This is a genomic window from Nitrospirota bacterium, assembly GCA_040754395.1.
Lineage (GTDB): Bacteria > Nitrospirota > Thermodesulfovibrionia > Thermodesulfovibrionales > SM23-35 > JBFMCL01.
The window spans coordinates 1-17,196 of record JBFMCL010000004.1; the positions used below are offsets into that span (position 1 = coordinate 1).

16 protein-coding genes are annotated in these 17,196 nt (G+C 42.6%); 7 read left to right on the top strand and 9 right to left on the bottom strand.

Annotated features, from left to right (window positions below):
• Positions 1 to 206: zinc metalloprotease HtpX (locus AB1552_02900; GenBank protein ID MEW6052724.1), on the top strand; the 206-nt coding region annotated here is incomplete at its 5' end.
• 301 nt (positions 207 to 507) lie between these two features.
• The gene (locus AB1552_02905; protein MEW6052725.1) at positions 508 to 1,728 is read left to right on the top strand and encodes a hypothetical protein; all 1,221 of its coding nucleotides are present in this window, start codon (positions 508 to 510) and stop codon (positions 1,726 to 1,728) included.
• Between the two features lie 198 nt (positions 1,729 to 1,926).
• Here AB1552_02905 and mtaB read toward each other — a convergent pair whose 3' ends face one another.
• Together mtaB and miaB are read right to left on the bottom strand one after the other, a co-directional pair.
• Entirely contained in the window at positions 1,927 to 3,165 is a 1,239-nt protein-coding gene (gene mtaB, locus AB1552_02910) for a tRNA (N(6)-L-threonylcarbamoyladenosine(37)-C(2))-methylthiotransferase MtaB (GenBank protein ID MEW6052726.1), read from the bottom strand.
• Between the two features lie 2 nt (positions 3,166 to 3,167).
• Positions 3,168 to 4,472: a tRNA (N6-isopentenyl adenosine(37)-C2)-methylthiotransferase MiaB gene (gene miaB / locus AB1552_02915; GenBank protein ID MEW6052727.1), complete on the bottom strand. Its 1,305-nt coding sequence runs from the start codon at positions 4,470 to 4,472 to the stop codon at positions 3,168 to 3,170.
• A gap of 211 nt (positions 4,473 to 4,683) precedes the next feature.
• Between miaB and secA the strand changes: the two genes are divergently transcribed.
• From secA to AB1552_02930, 3 genes are read left to right on the top strand one after another with little or no spacing between them, the layout of a single operon-like run.
• A complete protein-coding gene (gene secA, locus AB1552_02920) occupies positions 4,684 to 7,356 on the top strand; it encodes a preprotein translocase subunit SecA (GenBank protein MEW6052728.1) in 2,673 nt (890 codons plus the stop codon).
• On the top strand, positions 7,349 to 8,743 hold the full coding sequence (locus AB1552_02925) for a sensor domain-containing diguanylate cyclase (GenBank protein MEW6052729.1): 1,395 nt from the start codon (positions 7,349 to 7,351) through the stop codon (positions 8,741 to 8,743). The genes secA and AB1552_02925 overlap by 8 nt, the downstream gene beginning before the upstream one ends.
• A 3-nt stretch (positions 8,744 to 8,746) precedes the next feature.
• Positions 8,747 to 9,823: a GTPase domain-containing protein gene (locus tag AB1552_02930; protein MEW6052730.1), complete on the top strand. Its 1,077-nt coding sequence runs from the start codon at positions 8,747 to 8,749 to the stop codon at positions 9,821 to 9,823.
• 5 nt (positions 9,824 to 9,828) lie between these two features.
• Here AB1552_02930 and AB1552_02935 read toward each other — a convergent pair whose 3' ends face one another.
• Complete coding sequence (locus AB1552_02935; GenBank protein ID MEW6052731.1) at positions 9,829 to 11,274, bottom strand: anthranilate synthase component I family protein; 1,446 nt, start codon at positions 11,272 to 11,274, stop codon at positions 9,829 to 9,831.
• 289 nt (positions 11,275 to 11,563) lie between these two features.
• Between AB1552_02935 and AB1552_02940 the strand changes: the two genes are divergently transcribed.
• Complete coding sequence (locus AB1552_02940) at positions 11,564 to 11,944, top strand: PilZ domain-containing protein (GenBank protein ID MEW6052732.1); 381 nt, start codon at positions 11,564 to 11,566, stop codon at positions 11,942 to 11,944.
• A gap of 31 nt (positions 11,945 to 11,975) precedes the next feature.
• On the opposite strand, the gene AB1552_02945 is transcribed toward AB1552_02940, so the two are convergent.
• From AB1552_02945 to AB1552_02970, 6 genes are all read right to left on the bottom strand, one after another.
• Positions 11,976 to 12,281: a PilZ domain-containing protein gene (locus AB1552_02945; protein ID MEW6052733.1), complete on the bottom strand. Its 306-nt coding sequence runs from the start codon at positions 12,279 to 12,281 to the stop codon at positions 11,976 to 11,978.
• A 130-nt stretch (positions 12,282 to 12,411) separates the two neighbouring features.
• Complete coding sequence (pyrF, locus tag AB1552_02950) at positions 12,412 to 13,131, bottom strand: orotidine-5'-phosphate decarboxylase (protein MEW6052734.1); 720 nt, start codon at positions 13,129 to 13,131, stop codon at positions 12,412 to 12,414.
• A 31-nt stretch (positions 13,132 to 13,162) separates the two neighbouring features.
• Complete coding sequence (gene dcd, locus AB1552_02955; GenBank protein MEW6052735.1) at positions 13,163 to 13,711, bottom strand: dCTP deaminase; 549 nt, start codon at positions 13,709 to 13,711, stop codon at positions 13,163 to 13,165.
• Between the two features lie 135 nt (positions 13,712 to 13,846).
• A complete protein-coding gene (locus AB1552_02960) occupies positions 13,847 to 14,134 on the bottom strand; it encodes a HypC/HybG/HupF family hydrogenase formation chaperone (GenBank protein MEW6052736.1) in 288 nt (95 codons plus the stop codon).
• A 115-nt stretch (positions 14,135 to 14,249) separates the two neighbouring features.
• Complete coding sequence (locus AB1552_02965; protein ID MEW6052737.1) at positions 14,250 to 15,038, bottom strand: hypothetical protein; 789 nt, start codon at positions 15,036 to 15,038, stop codon at positions 14,250 to 14,252.
• 5 nt (positions 15,039 to 15,043) lie between these two features.
• Positions 15,044 to 16,342: an alkaline phosphatase family protein gene (locus AB1552_02970; GenBank protein MEW6052738.1), complete on the bottom strand. Its 1,299-nt coding sequence runs from the start codon at positions 16,340 to 16,342 to the stop codon at positions 15,044 to 15,046.
• A 118-nt stretch (positions 16,343 to 16,460) separates the two neighbouring features.
• On the opposite strand from AB1552_02970, the gene AB1552_02975 reads away from it, so the two are divergent.
• A complete protein-coding gene (locus AB1552_02975) occupies positions 16,461 to 17,057 on the top strand; it encodes a CehA/McbA family metallohydrolase (protein ID MEW6052739.1) in 597 nt (198 codons plus the stop codon).
• Positions 17,058 to 17,196: the final 139 nt, after the last annotated feature.

Sequence of the window (17,196 nt, forward strand, 5' to 3'; positions counted from 1 at the left end):
ATTTGGTTGGAAAAAAGCCCATGATAGGTGCACTCGAAGCTTTGAAATCCTCTCTACAGCAGCCTCATCTGCCTGACCAAATGGCGGCTTTTGGTATCTCCGGGACTAAAAAGCAGGGGTTCAAAGCGCTCTTTGCAACCCATCCGAACCTCGATGACCGGATTAATACCCTTATGGAATCGAGGTATCCTGATTACAAGCCCTGATTGGACAGGGCAGATACTTTTTTGCCAACCGGGCGATATCAGATATATTGTCATTTAAGGACAGCCATAATGAGAATTTCCTGTTCAAAGCAACTCGTTGTGAAAAATATCCTAACTTTTGATTGATGAAGAACAGTGCTATGATTATTTCCCTTCGAAGGTAGCAGCAAACATCAGAACGCACATGCAGTTCCAAATTGATATTTCGCACCATGTATGTCAAGGAATATCTTTTTCCATGGATATTCTGGCTTCATGGCATCTTCCTTTTGAATGACAAGAGGATGTTATATTATAAACAATGATGCTTTCAGATGACCATATCCGGAATAAAATTCTCAATGACAAGTATAACTCTATCGTTTTTGATAGAGGAAGAGGCAGAGAATTGTATCTCGTCGGTGGATTTCTCAGGGATACCATATCAGGTGCATATTCAACAGACAGGGATTATGTTCTTTCAGGTGATGTATTTTCTTTTGCATATGATATACAGCAAATGACAGGAGGTACGATTGTAAAATTCAAAAAAGAAAAAATCGTAAGGCTTGTGGTTGAAAAAAACTTCACGCTTGATTTTTCTTCACTTAAAAATACGTTAAAAAAGGATCTTTTAAAAAGGGATTTTTCCATTAACGCCATTGCATGGTCACCTGTTCACGGACTTATTGATCTATGCGGGGGTATATCTGATATCAATACAAGAACTGTCAGATCCATATCCAGAGAGAACTTCATTGCAGATCCTCTGAGAATGCTGCGGGCATACAGATTTGCAGCAGAATTGCAGGGAACTATAGAATCCTCTACAAGAAAACAGATAAAAACTCTGAATAATAAAATAAATAAAGTATCAAATGAAAGAATTACTTTAGAATTGTTTTATTTATTAAACTCAGCGGCTGCAGGAAACTATGTAAAACATTGCCTTAAAGACGGCTTGTTGAATCGCATATTATCATTTTCTTACGATATGTTACAATTTAATGTAAAAGCTATCATTGAACTTGAAAAGCGTTTACTTCAGGTATTGCCGTATACCATTAAAGTTATACTTAATAAAATATTTTCGCAAAATATTACATATAAGGGATTGTTGTGCCTCGAAATGCTTTTTCTTGGTTGTTCAGGGAGAGAAATCAAAAAAGCGTTAAAGAAAATAGCTGTAAGTTCTGTAATATCTAAAAGATTGTATTTATTATCCAAAGAAGAAGCTGAAACACTTCATGATGTTCTTGCAGGAAGCAATGCGCTTTTTGATATTTTCATGTCGCATAAGGATGCATCTGTCGATCTTCTTATTATCATGGACCGTCTTGATTTGTTAAACGAATACTGGAGATTCCAGCGTATCTGGAAAAGAAAACTTATTGATCCGCATGAAATCATGCAGCGTATTCCATCGATTCATAAAGAAAGGTTAGGAAAAGCCATTAGTGAGTTAAAAAAGGCATGCTTTACCGGAAGAGTGAAGACAAAAAAGCAGGCGATTCTTTATCTTGAAAAAGCACAGCTTCATTAAGCATAAGATAAATAATATGAATATTGAACTATTCATAATTTAACATAATATATCTTATCAGTCGTATTAAATTAACAGACATTGTTGATAAGCTGTTATTAACCATGTTCAGAAACCCCTTCCTTCCCTTGTTGTTTATGGGATTAAACGCATTTGATTAGGTTTTAGGCAGTAATAATATATTGAAATAATAATAACTTATGTATTCCTGATGGGAATTCCAACGAGTGCATTTTCTTCGATACCGGCAACCCTTACATATATAAGGGATTGCCTTGAAAGGTTATTGCCGGATATCCTTATCTTTAGATAATTGCCGGTTGTCCCCGTGAAGCAGTCATCGTAGACCTTATCTTCGATAATCACATCAAGGGTTTTATGTAATTGCGTCCGCATGTATTCATTTTTTTTCCGGGTGTGTATGAGTTTCAGCGCATACGCCCTTTTTTTCTTTACCTTGAAAGGTATCTGTAAGGGCATTTTCGAAGCTTTTGTACCTGGACGGGATGAGAAGGGAAATATATGAAGATAGGAAAAAGGCATTTCCTCAAGAAAATTATTGGTATTTTCGAATTCCTTCTCCCCTTCACCAGGAAAACCCACAATCACATCAGTACCTATCGCAATATCTGGTGATCTTTTTTTAATCTTTTCAATAATATCACGGTATTCCTTTAGAGTATAATGCCTGTTCATTTTTTGTAAAATTGAATCATCCCCGCTCTGTAAAGGTATGTGAAGATGTTTGCATATCCTTGGGTCCTGGATTTGCTCAAGTATTGCATCGGTGAATTCATTTATTTCGAGAGAACTGAGCCTGATTCGTGCGATTTTAGTATTTTTCCGAATAGCATCAAGAAGATGGGAAAGATTTGTCTTAGGAGATATATCCAGACCGTATAACCCTAGATGTACCCCTGTCAGGACAATCTCATGATATCCCGCATCTTCACATTCAAGAATCTGCCTTATGACTTCATGCATCTGTATGCTTTTGGACCTTCCCCTTGCACGAGGCACGATACAATAGGTACAAGCATTGTTACATCCATCCTGCACTTTTATAAATGGTCTGGATCTGCCTGAAGAAACGAAACCTGTGCTTGCATAATATTTAGATAAGATATTGATAATATTGCTTTTCTCCGAATTATTCACAATTCTTGCAGAGCGATCGATCTTGAGAATTTCTTCAGGCCTTATATGTGCATAACATCCGGTAACGATTATCTTAGCACCAGCTTTAATAGCCCTTCTCGTGAGCTGTCTCGATTGATAATCGCTTTTCGCAGTGACGGTGCAGGTATTGATAATGCAGAAATCGGGATGTTCTGATAGACTAACAACCTCTATCCCCTGCTTCCTGAGATCTCCTTCTAAAATTGCGCTTTCCGCCTGATTGACTTTGCAGCCGAGGGTAAGTACTGAAATTTTCACTTTTACAAAGGTTTCCCTTCGAGAGAATGCTTTCTTCCCCTGATTATCCTGACGGAAACCATGGAGCCCTTGGTATAACCATTCCCTGCAACGTTTACTATTTTATTCGTCCTCGTCCTTCCGGACATTTTATTCCTGTCGGTTTCACTCCGTCCCTCTATCAGTATTTCCTGAATAGTGCCTTCAAGTAACTTATTTTTTCCGGATGTTATTTTGTCCTGTATCAGGAGAATTTCGTTAAGACGATTTGCCTTAATGCCTTCAGCAACCTGATCATCCATTTCCGCAGCTTTTGTCCATGGTCTTTCAGAATATTTGAAGGCAAAAATACCATCGAATTCGATTTCCCTGAGGGCGCTCATTGTTGCTTTATGGTCTCCCTCGGTCTCTCCGGGGAACCCCGCGATTATATCTGTAGTGATTGCGATCCCAGGAACTTTTCTGCGCAATTTCTCAATTCCTTCAAGATACTGATCATATGAATATCCCCTGTTCATACGATGTAAAATCCTGCTTGAACCGGATTGTATCGGGAGATGAATGTGTTCACATACCGAATGAAGGGAGGATATCGCTGAGATGAGTTCATCAGAAAGATCCCTCGGGTGGGAGGTAACGAACCGTATTCTCTCAATCCCCTGTATTGCATCAAGCATTTCGAGAAGCGCAGAAAAGCCGATATCACTTCTGTATGAATTCACATTCTGTCCGAGAAGAGTAACCTCTTTATACTCCATCCGTGCCAGTTCCTCTACCTCCGCACGAATATTTGCACTCGGTCTTGACCTTTCACGGCCTCTTGTGAAGGGCACAATACAATAGCTGCAGTAATTATTGCACCCGTACATGATAGTCACCCATGCCCTCGCACCGTCACCCCTTTTCACCGGAAGATCGTGCAGGGCAATCGCCGGATTGCCATGCACTGCAACTATAGGTGTTTTTTGTGCTGCCATTGTACCCAGGGCATGAATATTTTCTGGTCCGAAAACCATGTCAACATGGGGAGCATGTTTGAAAATCTTTTCCCCTTCCTGCTGAGCTATACAGCCTGCCACAATGATTCTGGTACCGGGCCTCTTCTTCTTGAGAGATTTAATCCGGCCAAGCTCGCTGTAGAACTTCTGTTCGGCCTTCTGCCGTATGCTGCATGTATTGAATATGACAATATCAGCGTTTCCTACATTGTCGGTTGCTGTATAACCCTGCTTCTCCATAATCCCGAGTATTTTCTCCGAATCATGGACATTCATCTGACATCCGAAAGTCTTGATATAGACGGTTCTTTCCATAAAAAAATGTAACATGTATTATCCTTCCGATACAAGGCCAATCATCAGATAAATACTTTTATCCTTGACAGAGGCAGCAGGATTTGATACCGTGGATTTCAAAATATATTTGCATTATCGGGAAAGGTGTTAGACTAAGAAATTCGTTTCCCGCACATCCCTAGATCCCTACGTAAACCGCACAGGGATTGTTGAAATATTGAACGTCATAATTCTATTATAGAACATGATTGGCACATTACTGAGTAAAGTATTCGGAACCAAGAATGAGCGCGAACTGAAACGATTGTGGCCGCTCGTCGAACGCGTTAATTCGTTAGAATCACCAATATCCGCCCTTTCTGAAGAGGAGTTAAGAAAAAAGTCAGGAGAATTCAGGGGGAGGCTTGGGAACGGAGAATCCCTGAGCGACCTTCTTCCCGAGGCCTTTGCCGTTGTTCGTGAAGTATCGAGAAGAAAACTGAATATGAGGCATTTTGATGTACAGATCCTCGGCGGCGTGGTTCTTCACGAAGGGAAAATAGCCGAAATGAAGACCGGTGAAGGAAAAACGCTTGTAGCCACCCTCCCCGTCTACCTCAATGCGCTTGAAGGAAAAGGGGTCCATGTGATCACTGTCAATGACTATCTTGCAAAAAGGGATACACAGTGGATGGGCCCAATCTATAACTTTCTTGGTCTTTCCGTGGGTGTTATTCAGCATGATGTCTCTTTCATTTTTGATCCTTCCTATCTCTCCACGGACAAGAGGCTTGATTATCTCAAACCCTGCTCCCGCCAAGAGGCATACTCTGCTGACATCACCTACGGAACAAACAATGAATTCGGGTTTGACTATCTTAGGGACAACATGAAATATGATATCTCTGACTACTGTCAGCGTGAGCTGTATTATGCCATTGTTGATGAGGTTGACAGTATCCTCATTGATGAAGCGAGAACCCCGCTCATTATTTCGGGACCTTCGGAGGAATCTACTGACAAATATTACAGGATCGACAAAATTATACCAGGCCTCAGGAAGGATACCGACTTTACGATTGATGAAAAGGCAAGAACAGCTGTTCTTACTGAAGAAGGAAATATTAAGGTTGAACGCTCCCTCGGTGCCGGAAATCTGTATGATCCCTCGAATATAGAACTCGTCCATCATGTCCTGCAGGCATTAAAGGCGCATGCCCTGTTCAAAAGGGATGTCGATTACGTTGTGAAGGACGGGGAGGTCATTATCGTGGATGAATTTACCGGCAGGCTTATGCCCGGTAGGCGCTGGTCCGACGGACTCCACCAGGCAGTTGAAGCAAAAGAAGGTGTCAGAATCGAAAGTGAAAATCAGACTTTGGCAACCATTACATTTCAGAACTATTTCAGGATGTACAAGAAGCTGGCGGGAATGACCGGTACGGCAGATACAGAAGCCGAGGAATTTGCAAAAATCTACAATCTTGAAGTTATGGTTATACCCACCAACAAGCCTATGATCAGGGAAGACCATCCTGATATGATCTATAAAACCGAGAAGGCAAAATACAATGCCGTGATACATGAAATTGAGGAGCTCCATGCAAAGGGCCAGCCTGTCCTTGTCGGAACAATTTCCATAGAAAAATCTGAGTACCTGAGTTACCTCCTGAAGAAGAAGGGCATTGCTCATGCGGTTCTGAATGCGAAATATCATGAGCGAGAGGCTGAAATTATTGCACAGGCAGGGAGATCCGCCGCAGTAACCATAGCCACAAATATGGCAGGAAGAGGAACTGATATCGTACTGGGGGGAAACCCTGAAGGACTTGCACGTGAAATGCTGAGAGATTCACAGGAATACTCTGAAGATGACTGGAAACACACTCTCTCAAAGGCCGATGCAATATGCAAACAGAACAGGGAAAACGTAGTATCTTCAGGGGGCCTTCATATCCTCGGAACTGAACGACATGAAGCGAGAAGGATTGACAACCAGTTGCGTGGCCGTTCAGGAAGGCAGGGAGACGCCGGTTCCTCCAGATTCTATCTCTCTCTTGAAGATGATCTGATGAGGATATTCGGGTCAGACAGAATCTCCGGACTCATGGGCAAACTCGGCATGGAAGAAGACATCCCGATTGAAAACAAGATGATCACTAAAGCGATAGAAAACGCCCAAAAACGTGTCGAAGCACACAATTTTGACATCAGAAAGCACCTTCTCGAATATGACGACGTAATGAACAAGCAGAGGTCAGAAATTTATTCTTTCAGAAAAGAGATACTCCAGGGTGAAAATCTCAAAGACCGCATAATGAGCATGACCGATGAGGTACTGGACGAATTGCTCTTTATTTACTGCCCTTCCGAAAAATATATTGAAGAATGGGACATGAAAGGTCTTAAGGATGCACTCTTCGGGGTGTTTTCTCTTTCGCCTGAGCTCTCACCCTCAAATCAGGAATCCCTCCGTGAAACCCTTCTTTCTGAAGTAAGACGTGCATACGAGAAAAAGGAGACTGAGGTTGACAGTGATGTCATGAGATATCTGGAAAGGGTAGTTCTTCTCCAGATAATCGATACTCAGTGGAAGGATCATCTTCTTGCCATGGATCATCTTAAGGAAGGAATAGGCCTAAGGGGATACGGACAAAAGGACCCTTTGGTTGAGTACAAAAAAGAGGCATTCGATATCTTTGCCGAAATGTCGTCAAGGATAAATACTGAAGTTGTCAGGAGGATCTTCAAAATACAGATTGAAAAAAAGGAGAGCATTCAGAGGGAACCTGCAAAACAGTCAAGGTTCAGTTATAACAGAGGTGAAGGGTCCGGGCCGGCTCAGGCGGTAAGACGCGGGAAAAAAGTAGGAAGAAACGACCCATGTCCATGCGGAAGCGGAAAAAAGTACAAAAAATGCTGCGGTGTGAATGCATAAAATAGCCCTGATAGGAAAAAGTGCGCAAAAGACCGAATATGAGGAAGCTCTTATTGCACTTGGACACCACGTCAGCAAGTATGATTCGATAGAAAAAGTCCTCCCTTTCTTGGTAGAAAAGGCAGATGTTATTATCATTGACAAAACAATGAACAGTTCACCCTCTTTCAGGGATTTCCTGAAGGCATCGAAAAACATCCCGAAAATAATCATCTCAGACAGCTACTCTTTCAGAGGTTTTACTCCATGGATCAGGGAACCCCTTTCTTATCCGCTGTATGTCCCCTCTCCCAGCGTGCTTCTGAATTATATCAAGAAATCATTGAAAGAAAGCTCACTTTTTCACGAGAACAACAGAATAAAGACTGACTTGCTGCTGGCAAAACGCGAGCTCAATTTTTATCAGGAAGTGAGCAAAGCCCTCACGTCATCTCTGGATCTGAACGATGTGCTCACGAGAATTATGAGGAAAATAAAGGCGATGACAAAAGCAGAAGCCTGGTCTGTCCTTCTTGTTGACCAGGAAACAGGGGAACTTGTTTTCGAAAAGACCGATGTGCCCAAGACAAAAGGAATGCAGAAATTCCGGATGAAAATGGGTGAGGGCATCGCCGGCTGGGTTGCCAAGGAAGGCATCCCTGTTGTCGTTCCTGACGTTTCAAAAGATGAGCGTTTTCTCGGTAAGATCGACAGGGCGATACATTTCAAGACCAAATCCCTTATCTGCGTGCCGATCAAGACAAATGAACAGGTACTCGGCGTCATCGAACTTGTCAACAAAACAACAGGAGGGCATTTTGTCAAAGAAGACCTTGACCTCTTAATGAGACTGGTCGATCAGACAGCGATTGTTATTGAAAAGACATCCCTATACCAAAAGATGACCGAACTTGCCATAACTGATGACCTTACAAAGCTTTTCAATACAAGGTATCTTAACAGGACCATAGAGATTGAGATACAGCGGTCCAGCAGATACGGCACATCACTCTCCCTGATATTCATGGACGTCGACCATTTCAAGCGTATCAATGACAGCTACGGTCATCTCATTGGCAGCAAGGTGCTTGTTGAGGTAGGCCAGCTTCTCCTGAAAAGCCTCCGTACGGTTGATATTGTTGCACGGTACGGGGGCGATGAATTTGTCATCGTACTTCCGCAGACTCCGCCTGAGGCAGCAACGCAGATTGCGGAAAGGATGAGAAAGGCCATCGAACAGAATTCATTTCTGAAAAAAGAAGGGTATGCCCTTAAAATGACCGCAAGTTTTGGAGTGGCTTCCTATCCCGAAAGTGCAAAATCCAAGGAAGAACTCGTAAAAATTGCTGATGATGCAATGTACCGGGTGAAGCACCATACAAGAAATGCGGTGTATGCTATAGTATAAGCCATGGCACTGTTTAATTACGCAACCAAGGAAATCACCATAAAAATTGTATACTATGGCCCCGGGCTAAGTGGCAAAACCACCAATCTTCAGTATTTGCATTCCATCTTTGACCCCTCCAAGAGGGGAAAATTGCTTTCACTGGCTACAGAGGCTGACAGGACATTGTTTTTTGACTTCCTGCCGGTTGAACTTGGAAAGATCCATGATTTTTCCATCAGGTTTCAGCTTTATACAGTTCCCGGTCAGGTCAGGTACAATGCAACAAGGAAACTCGTACTCAAAGGTGCAGATGCCATTGTATTTGTGGCAGACTCGCAGCGCGAGATGAGAGAACAGAATATCGAAAGTCTACAGAACATGAATGATAATCTTCTCGCAAACAACATTAATCCAGAGGACATCCCTGTGGTGCTTCAATACAACAAAAGGGATCTCTCGAACATTCTTTCAGTACAGGAAATGAACGGGTATCTTAATGAGAACAATAAATATGACTTCAGGGAAGCGATCGCTATCAGCGGTGACGGAGTCGAGGATACCTTTCAGCATATAACCCGTCTGGTTATCGAGGGCATATCAAGAAAACACAAGATCGTGGTGCAATCAGCAAAAGATGTATCGGAACCTGAACGGAAAGAAAAGAAACCCGAAGAACAGGTCACTGCAAAAGAGCCACGCAAAAAACCCGATGCTGCATCCCCGATTTTTCAGACAACACGATATGAAGACAGGGAAATAGAGGTTCAGGAGCGCCAATATGATTTATCGGAATCTGCACCTGAGACCATTCAACAGTTTGTCTATGAAGAAACTTCCCGCCCTGAAGAAGCATTGGCAAAAGAAGTCAAGGAAGACAAGGAGATACCTGCAATATCTGAAGCAAAACTTGATGCTTTGGTCAATGGGGTTGCCGAAATATCGCTCATGATAAAGGAGCTAAGCAGTGCCCTTTCGCAGATTCAGAATGAAATGAAGGATTTCAAAAAAGAACAGAGAGAGACCAATGGTCTGCTCAGGGAGCTTTTAGGAAGTCTCGAAAACATCAAAGTAAAAAAAAGATGGTTCCGTTTTTCCTGATCAGATCAGATCTTCTCCAGTGACTTGATCAGCGCTTCTGCCTTTTTCAGTGTCTCGTAATACTCTTTCTCAGGATCCGAATCTGCAACAATTCCCGCGCCTGCCTGCACATAGGCAATATCGTCTTTTATCACGAACGTTCTGATCACGATATTCAGATCCATGTCTCCTGAAAAACTGAAATATCCGATGGATCCTGTATAGAATCCGCGCCTGACCGGCTCCAGTTCATCAATAATCTGCATGCATCGGACTTTCGGCACACCTGTTATGGTACCACCAGGAAAGGCTGCCTTAACTGCATCATAACAGTCCTTTGATGTTGACAGGGTTCCGAGCACGTTTGAAACAATGTGAATTACATGAGAATAATCCTCTGTAATCATCAATTCGTCAACTGTCACGGAACCGTATGCAGAGACCCTTCCGAGATCATTCCTCTCAAGGTCTATCAGCATGATATGTTCTGCCCTCTCCTTCTCGTTCAGCAGCAGTTCTGTACGCATTCTTTCGTCCTCACTCCGGTTTCTGCCCCTTGGTCGTGTACCTGCAATAGGTCTTGTATCGACAGATCTTCCTCTGACTCTCAGCAGCCTTTCCGGTGATGAACTGACTATTGTGTATTCACCGAAATCACAATAAGCGGCAAATGGAGACGGATTGATCGACCTCAATATCCTGTAGAGTTCCCAGGAGTCTCTTCCGTTGAGATACGCCGAAACCCTCTGTGAAAGATTTGCCTGAAATATGTCGCCTGCGGCTATGTATTCCTTCGCCCTCCGTACAATGTCCATATATACGCGTTTTTTCATCTCATGGACGACATCGATCTTGCGTCCCCGCATAACATGTCTTTCGTAAGATTCATTAGGGTAAATATCCGGCTTATGTCTTTTGATCCTTTTGCGCGTGTGATCGATTTCCGCTTCAGCCTCAGCATATTTCTGATTCCAGTCTATTTCTCGATATGATACCGCCGGATCAATAGCCTCCGGCAGCCCAGGGCATATTATTATCCAGCTCTGCTGCCTGATGTGATCAATAACGATCAATTTGTTAATCATCAGGAAATGCGCATCGGGAAAACCGAGATCATCTACGGCCTTTCTCGGAAGATTTTCGAAATAATGTGCAAAATCATACCCCAGGATTCCAACGAATCCTCCCTGAAATGGCCCGAGATGTGCGTGGGGTATCTGACGATATTTCTTCATCAGCGTTTTTAATATATCCAATGGCTGACGGGATACTATTTCTATATCATGATTCGATTTGATCTCTATCAGCCCTTTTTTTATCATGATTTCCATGCATGGATCAAAACCGATGAAAGAATATCGTGCGATTTTTTCAGGACCTTTAATACTTTCCAGGAGAAAACTCTTTTTGTCTTTGAGCGGTTCATATAATAAATACGGCGGAGAATATGTTATTTCACCGCAAACAGGCACAATGCCCTCATTTCTTGCTTTATCTATGAAATCTTTTTGAGAGGGAATTATCATCTCTTACAGGATCTCCCGTAAAAAAATATTATATACCAAACAGCTTTGTCAGATATTACCCTAAAAAACAATTCTTTTGCAGAGATGTTATACTCGGAACCTTAATATGTAGTAATTGTACTACATGTAGTTTTCTTGATTATGACACGATACTGTCGTTTTTGACGATATTATTTCATAATGGTTTGTGATAATGTGATAGAGACGAGGATAATCATGATGCCGGAGAGAGGATATGATCAGGCTTGAATGTCCTGCATGCAGAAAAGATTCTTACAGTGCATCAGTAAGGGACTTCAGACAATGTCCTTACTGCAGAACATTTTTCAGCGGAAAATACGGCATAGAAAAACGACGTGATGCAAGAGTTAGCAAGGATATCCCGGTTGTGCTCTCCTACCATGAAAAAAACCTCAGCGCGAACCTAGTCGACATTTCTGTCAATGGTGTCAGCATCAGGATTCCAGGCAATGAATATCTTCCTGTAGGTGAAATAATACATCTCAATATACGTGATTCATCTGCAGAAGCCCAGGTCAAGTGGATAATAAACAACGACACCCCTTCTGTTACCATGGCAGGGTTCAGAATTGTGAACGGTCAATTGAATCCCTGAAAAACACACAAAAACAATGCGCGGTGTGTCCTTACAACAAGTGCTGCACAAAACGTGTAAACGCCTTATCTTTTTCAGTAAGTTCGATGCCGGTTCCAAATAGCCAGTTCGCTTCTGTTATCTTTGCATTTCTTTTCACAATTCCCTTGAGAGAGGCAATCCCTTCACCGGGAAGATAAAGGTCTATTGAAAGCACCTTTTCATTCGGCAGTAGCACACCCCGCACAAACAAGCCGTTGTAGGAAATATCCCCGGTTATACCCCCACAATAGAAATTTTCTGAATAGATTTTCACCAGCAGCTTCTTCGCAAACCTTCTGTTTTTTCTCAAATCCATGAATTATCTTCAATACCTTATAACATGCCGGATTGTGTTTCCTGGCCATGATCCTGTCCCGTACGAAATAGTCTTCTCATGTATTCAGGCATAAACACGTTAAATGTTGCGCAGAATATTGTCTCTGTTTTCAGGCTGTCAGCATTTCAAGCTCAATCAGTTCTATGGCTTTCCGGGGATCAGGTTGCTGAAAGACCGCACGGCCTAATACGAGGTAATCAGCCCCTTGCCTTATCGCATCTTTTGGGGTCACTGTTCTCATTTGGTCATCAGGAGGTGACCATGAGGGTCGTATGCCCGGTGTTATAATGAGAAAATCTTTCCCGCAACAGTCTCTTATCATCTCAGCCTCTCTGGCGGATGCCACCACCCCGTCAAGCCCGGCATTTAAGGCGAGTGTGGCCAAATGACGCACATGAGTTCTCAGGCCATGCTGAATTCCGAATTCCTCTCTTAGTGTTTCACGTGAAAGACTTGTTAACACTGTAACACCGAGCATGATTGGCCTCTGGATATTCTCCTTAAGGCAGAACTCAACAACCTTTCCCCTGCATCGTTGCATCATCTCAAATCCCCCGGATGCATGCACATTAAACATATGTATTCCAAGTGCTGTCACGGAAACCGATGCCTTAGAGACGGTATTCGGTATATCATGGAATTTTAGGTCGAGAAAAACTTTTTTCCCTTTGTTATTAATCTCTTCGACAATTTTTGGGCCGCAGGATGTAAATAATTCAAGTCCTACTTTAAATATATCTATGTAATCCATGAATTTATCTACTATTTCCAAAGCATATCCATGATCTGACAGATCAAGTGCAAGAATAAGCTTTTTTGTTTTTGACATACCGCATCCTTTCAGTGATATCACGCGTGAATCACATTTTCGCGAGAGTTATCCCCTTCTGTGACTGGTATTTCCCCGCCTTATCAGCATATGATTTTTCGCATACATCCGAAGCCTCCAGAAAGACAAGCTGCGCTATTCCCTCATTCGCATATAATTTTGCGGGAAGTGGTGAGGTATTGGATATTTCAATTGTCACATACCCTTCCCATTCCGGCTCAAGAGGTGTCACATTTACTATAATGCCACATCTGGCATAGGTAGATTTCCCAAGACATATTACAAGGACATTCCTTGGGATCCTGAAATATTCTGCAGAACGCCCGAGAACAAATGAATTCGGAGGAATAATGCAGGTCTCTCCCTTGAAATCAATAAAACTCTCTGTACCAAAATTCTTCGGATCAATGAGAGTTGCAGTAATACAGGAAAGCACCTTGAATTCATCGGAAATCCTCATATCGTAGCCGTATGAACTTACCCCGTAAGATATGACACCTTTTCTGATCTGTTCTTTGTCAAAAGGGGTAATCATACCCTTTTCTGCCATTTCCTTTATCCATCGGTCATTTTTTACCATTGAACGGAAACTCCTTCAGGAAATTATTATTTGCTCGGAGATTACCATAAAGACATACTGCATGACAAGCACCCCTGAAGATATGGCCGATATCCTGGGCTGAAGACTGAAAAAGACAGGGAATGAATAAAAACGCTACTGTTTCTTCTTTGTTGTTCTTTTTTTTGCTTTCTTAGGCAGCTTCTCTCGTTTTTCTTCTGCTGACAACGCTTCAAGATACTGATTGAAATATCCGAGAGTTTCCTTTGCGACATCCTCCTGCAGCTTCTGAATCGCAAAGCCGGCATGCACTATTACATAATCCCCAACATTTACCTCATTCTCAAGCAGCATAAGGCTTATATCGCGCCGAGCGCCATATACATCAATAACAGCCCTCGAATCCTCAATGCTGATAATTTTTGATGGTATTGCAAGGCACATTTCTTTACTCCTCCAGATAAATGGCTTTATTTAATTAAGTATATCATATTTATTAATAAATACGTTTTAGAAAATACAGCGCACTAATCTTTGTATATATCAGCAGGTTTAACTGCTATTCGTTGAGATAGCCTTTTATTTCCTCCTCTGCAGTCTGCAAAGCAAATTCATCAAAGTATTTTGCTATTGCATCTTCATGTAAAACAATACTTCCGTCATGTTCCCTGTAGTTTTGACTTAAAACGCATTCAAGCTGGTCTTCTCCTTCTTCCCAATTCCATCCGATGATCTCCTCGATCTCGTCGCCTCTCTGCACATGCCTGAGAGGGAGGAATAACTCCAGATCAAATTTTTTGAAAAGTTTGATAAATGCTTCAAGGGAGATGCCTATTTGGTTCACCTTTATCTTGCCGTCGTGGGATTCTCTTTCTCCGCCAATCACGAGTCTGCACCCCAATTTTCTTGCAAGAGGGATCCTCAGGGCGTGAAAATAGAGATGACAACCGACACAGCTTGAAAAAAAACCATATTTTTTGAACAGATGTGTTGCAGGTCTTCCGCAGAGCTTCCACCAGAATCCGGGCGAACCCAAAAGAACGGGATCATAGAATCTGACACTTCTCTTTTCCATAACCCTTTTGAGTTCCTCTGTTTTCAAAAAAGGGATTTCCCAGTTGCCGTGCTCTGTTCCGGAATATGCGATGGTTGGAAGAATTGCCTTGATAGGCCGCAAATCGCAGGCACGTATGATAGCCGCAATGCTGTCCCTGCCTGCTATTTCTGCTATGGCGCACTCTGCAGTTTCTTTTATTTCCTCTATTACAGATATCGGAAGCATCCATTCCGGAAGGTCTGTAACCAATTCCGGTTTGTTCGCCAGCAACTCCAGTATCTTTCTATCCATAAATTCTATAATGTCAGCGGTTTGTATTGTCCGGGATAATAAGGCTGGTCAACAGGCGTATCCATTAACCCGTGCATTTTCCCCCTGTCCAGAAAATTGAGGATAAGATACATCATTTCCTTCCCCTTCACAATGCCCAGGCCACCTCTCGGACAACTTATTTCATTAAATTCACCGACTTTGTCCTTTCTGACATATTTGCCTACCATCGTCAATGGCACAGTCTCCCCTGTATGTATCATAGTACCGGAGCTTGCGGTTGAATGATCGGCTGTTATTACGAGAAGGACCTCACTGTCCTTGATTATATCATCGACTGCTATTGACATTGCACGGTCTATAGCCTCTATCACGTCTTTCTTGTACCAGGGATTCTTCGTATGGCCAGCTTCATCCGGCATCTTTGTGTGAACGTGGATAAAGTCATATTCTAAAGCGTCTCTGGCCAATGAGAGACGGTACTTAAGGTCTTCTTCGACGTTTCCTGTATCATTGACCCTGACCGTATCGATCCCCAGTGCACTGCATATCCCCCAGTAAATTGCGCCAGAGGATATCGATAGCCCACGAAGTCCCCAGGCATCCCTCAATGACATCAATTTCTTCTTTTTCCCCGGTCTCTGCGTTACCAGCGCATTTACCGGAAGGAGATTGGCTTCCATACGTTCTTTGTTGATCGCATGCCCGGAAAGTGTCCTAAAAGACCAGATAAGGTATTCATTCAAAGACTCGGCTGTCTTTTTTGCAGCCAGAGATACTTTCCTTGTATTCAAAGGCAATACCTCCATGATATCTTTTCCCTCATATACGGGATCTGAATCCGTGATATTTTTCGATACATTGCCGCTCATGACGAGAAACCCGTGTATGCCTTTTGAATGCACGAGTTTAAACCTGACTCCCTGATCACTGAATGAATGAATCGATTCCATCAGGACCTTTGCTTCTTCATTGGGCATTTCAGGGCATCCGTACCGTAACATAAGTCTTTTTTCCTTTTCTTCGACAGAACACAGATGGCATAATGCCACGACATCGTTGGCAGACACATTTACTCCCTCCCCTATTGCCTCAATGATCCCCCTGCCAGGGAAGTCACTTATGTCATACCCAAAAATAACAAAGTGGGCGGTCTCGCTCGACATGGGAATTCCCTGTAAGGTGCTGTGGTATAGTCCGTTCATACCAAGGGAGGAAAGGTGGTCCAGATTGGGGGTATATGCAGCATGCAATGGTGTCTTTCCTTCAAAGCAATCCTGTCCGCGATCCCCTAACCCGTCCAATATAATCAAGATGCATCGCATTGATATATATACCTTATTATGTCACTTTTCTACTAATAGATATTTAAGATATATTATCTTATTTGTATTGATAATCTCTATTGGACAATTCCCTGCAGCAGGGAATAATATTGTATATATGTTAATCGATATGCATGTCCATACCAGCTTTTCTCCCTGCAGCCTGATGCGGATTCCTCAGGTGATAGCAAAGGCGCGCGAGTCGGGAATCGACGGCATTTGCATTACTGACCATGACACGACAGCCTCAGAATACGAAATGAGGAAAATAGCCTCCAATGAATCCCTCTGTATCATAATAGGCATTGAGTATACGACCTTTCAAGGAGACTTTCTTGTCTTCGGCCCGACAGGCAATATGCCATCAGACATGGATGCAGAAACCCTTTTAGGCTGGGCCAAGAGGTCGGGAGGTATCTGCATCCCGGCTCATCCTTTCCGCAGAAGCAGGCCGGCTGATATCAGCATACTCAAGTCCTGCCATGTTATTGAGAGCCTCAATGGCAGAAATCGCAGATCAGAAAACGACACATGCAGAAACTGGCTTAAGGAATATGGCAATGGCACCATGGAAATCGGAGGCAGTGATGCACATACGCCTAACGAAATAGGACATGTAGTCACGGTATTCAAGAAAAATATTTATAGCGTTGATGACCTGGTCAGAGAACTCGCTTCAGGCAGTTTTTCTCCTATGGAAAGGTTTTCCGGGTAAAATAATTTCCCCGTCTTCTTGGAGTTCAACATGGATAAGTTTACAAAAGAACCGTTATCCCGTCCGGCAGCGTATATCTGCAATTCATTTTTTTCATATAAGAATCCACCTGCCTATTCTGATGCAATGATATGAATTT

What these genes read in the sequence shown, in the direction of transcription:
- AB1552_02930 (MEW6052730.1), top strand. Translation starts at nt 8,747, where the DNA reads ATGGCACTGTTTAATTACGCAACCAAGGAAATCACCATAAAAATTGTA.
- AB1552_02940 (MEW6052732.1), top strand. Translation starts at nt 11,564, where the DNA reads ATGATCAGGCTTGAATGTCCTGCATGCAGAAAAGATTCTTACAGTGCA.
- AB1552_02960 (MEW6052736.1), bottom strand. Translation starts at nt 14,134, where the DNA reads ATGTGCCTTGCAATACCATCAAAAATTATCAGCATTGAGGATTCGAGG.
- dcd (MEW6052735.1), bottom strand. Translation starts at nt 13,711, where the DNA reads ATGGTAAAAAATGACCGATGGATAAAGGAAATGGCAGAAAAGGGTATG.
- AB1552_02975 (MEW6052739.1), top strand. Translation starts at nt 16,461, where the DNA reads ATGTTAATCGATATGCATGTCCATACCAGCTTTTCTCCCTGCAGCCTG.
- AB1552_02905 (MEW6052725.1), top strand. Translation starts at nt 508, where the DNA reads ATGATGCTTTCAGATGACCATATCCGGAATAAAATTCTCAATGACAAG.
- pyrF (MEW6052734.1), bottom strand. Translation starts at nt 13,131, where the DNA reads ATGTCAAAAACAAAAAAGCTTATTCTTGCACTTGATCTGTCAGATCAT.
- secA (MEW6052728.1), top strand. Translation starts at nt 4,684, where the DNA reads ATGATTGGCACATTACTGAGTAAAGTATTCGGAACCAAGAATGAGCGC.
- miaB (MEW6052727.1), bottom strand. Translation starts at nt 4,472, where the DNA reads ATGTTACATTTTTTTATGGAAAGAACCGTCTATATCAAGACTTTCGGA.
- AB1552_02965 (MEW6052737.1), bottom strand. Translation starts at nt 15,038, where the DNA reads ATGGATAGAAAGATACTGGAGTTGCTGGCGAACAAACCGGAATTGGTT.
- AB1552_02970 (MEW6052738.1), bottom strand. Translation starts at nt 16,342, where the DNA reads ATGCGATGCATCTTGATTATATTGGACGGGTTAGGGGATCGCGGACAG.
- AB1552_02945 (MEW6052733.1), bottom strand. Translation starts at nt 12,281, where the DNA reads ATGGATTTGAGAAAAAACAGAAGGTTTGCGAAGAAGCTGCTGGTGAAA.
- AB1552_02925 (MEW6052729.1), top strand. Translation starts at nt 7,349, where the DNA reads ATGCATAAAATAGCCCTGATAGGAAAAAGTGCGCAAAAGACCGAATAT.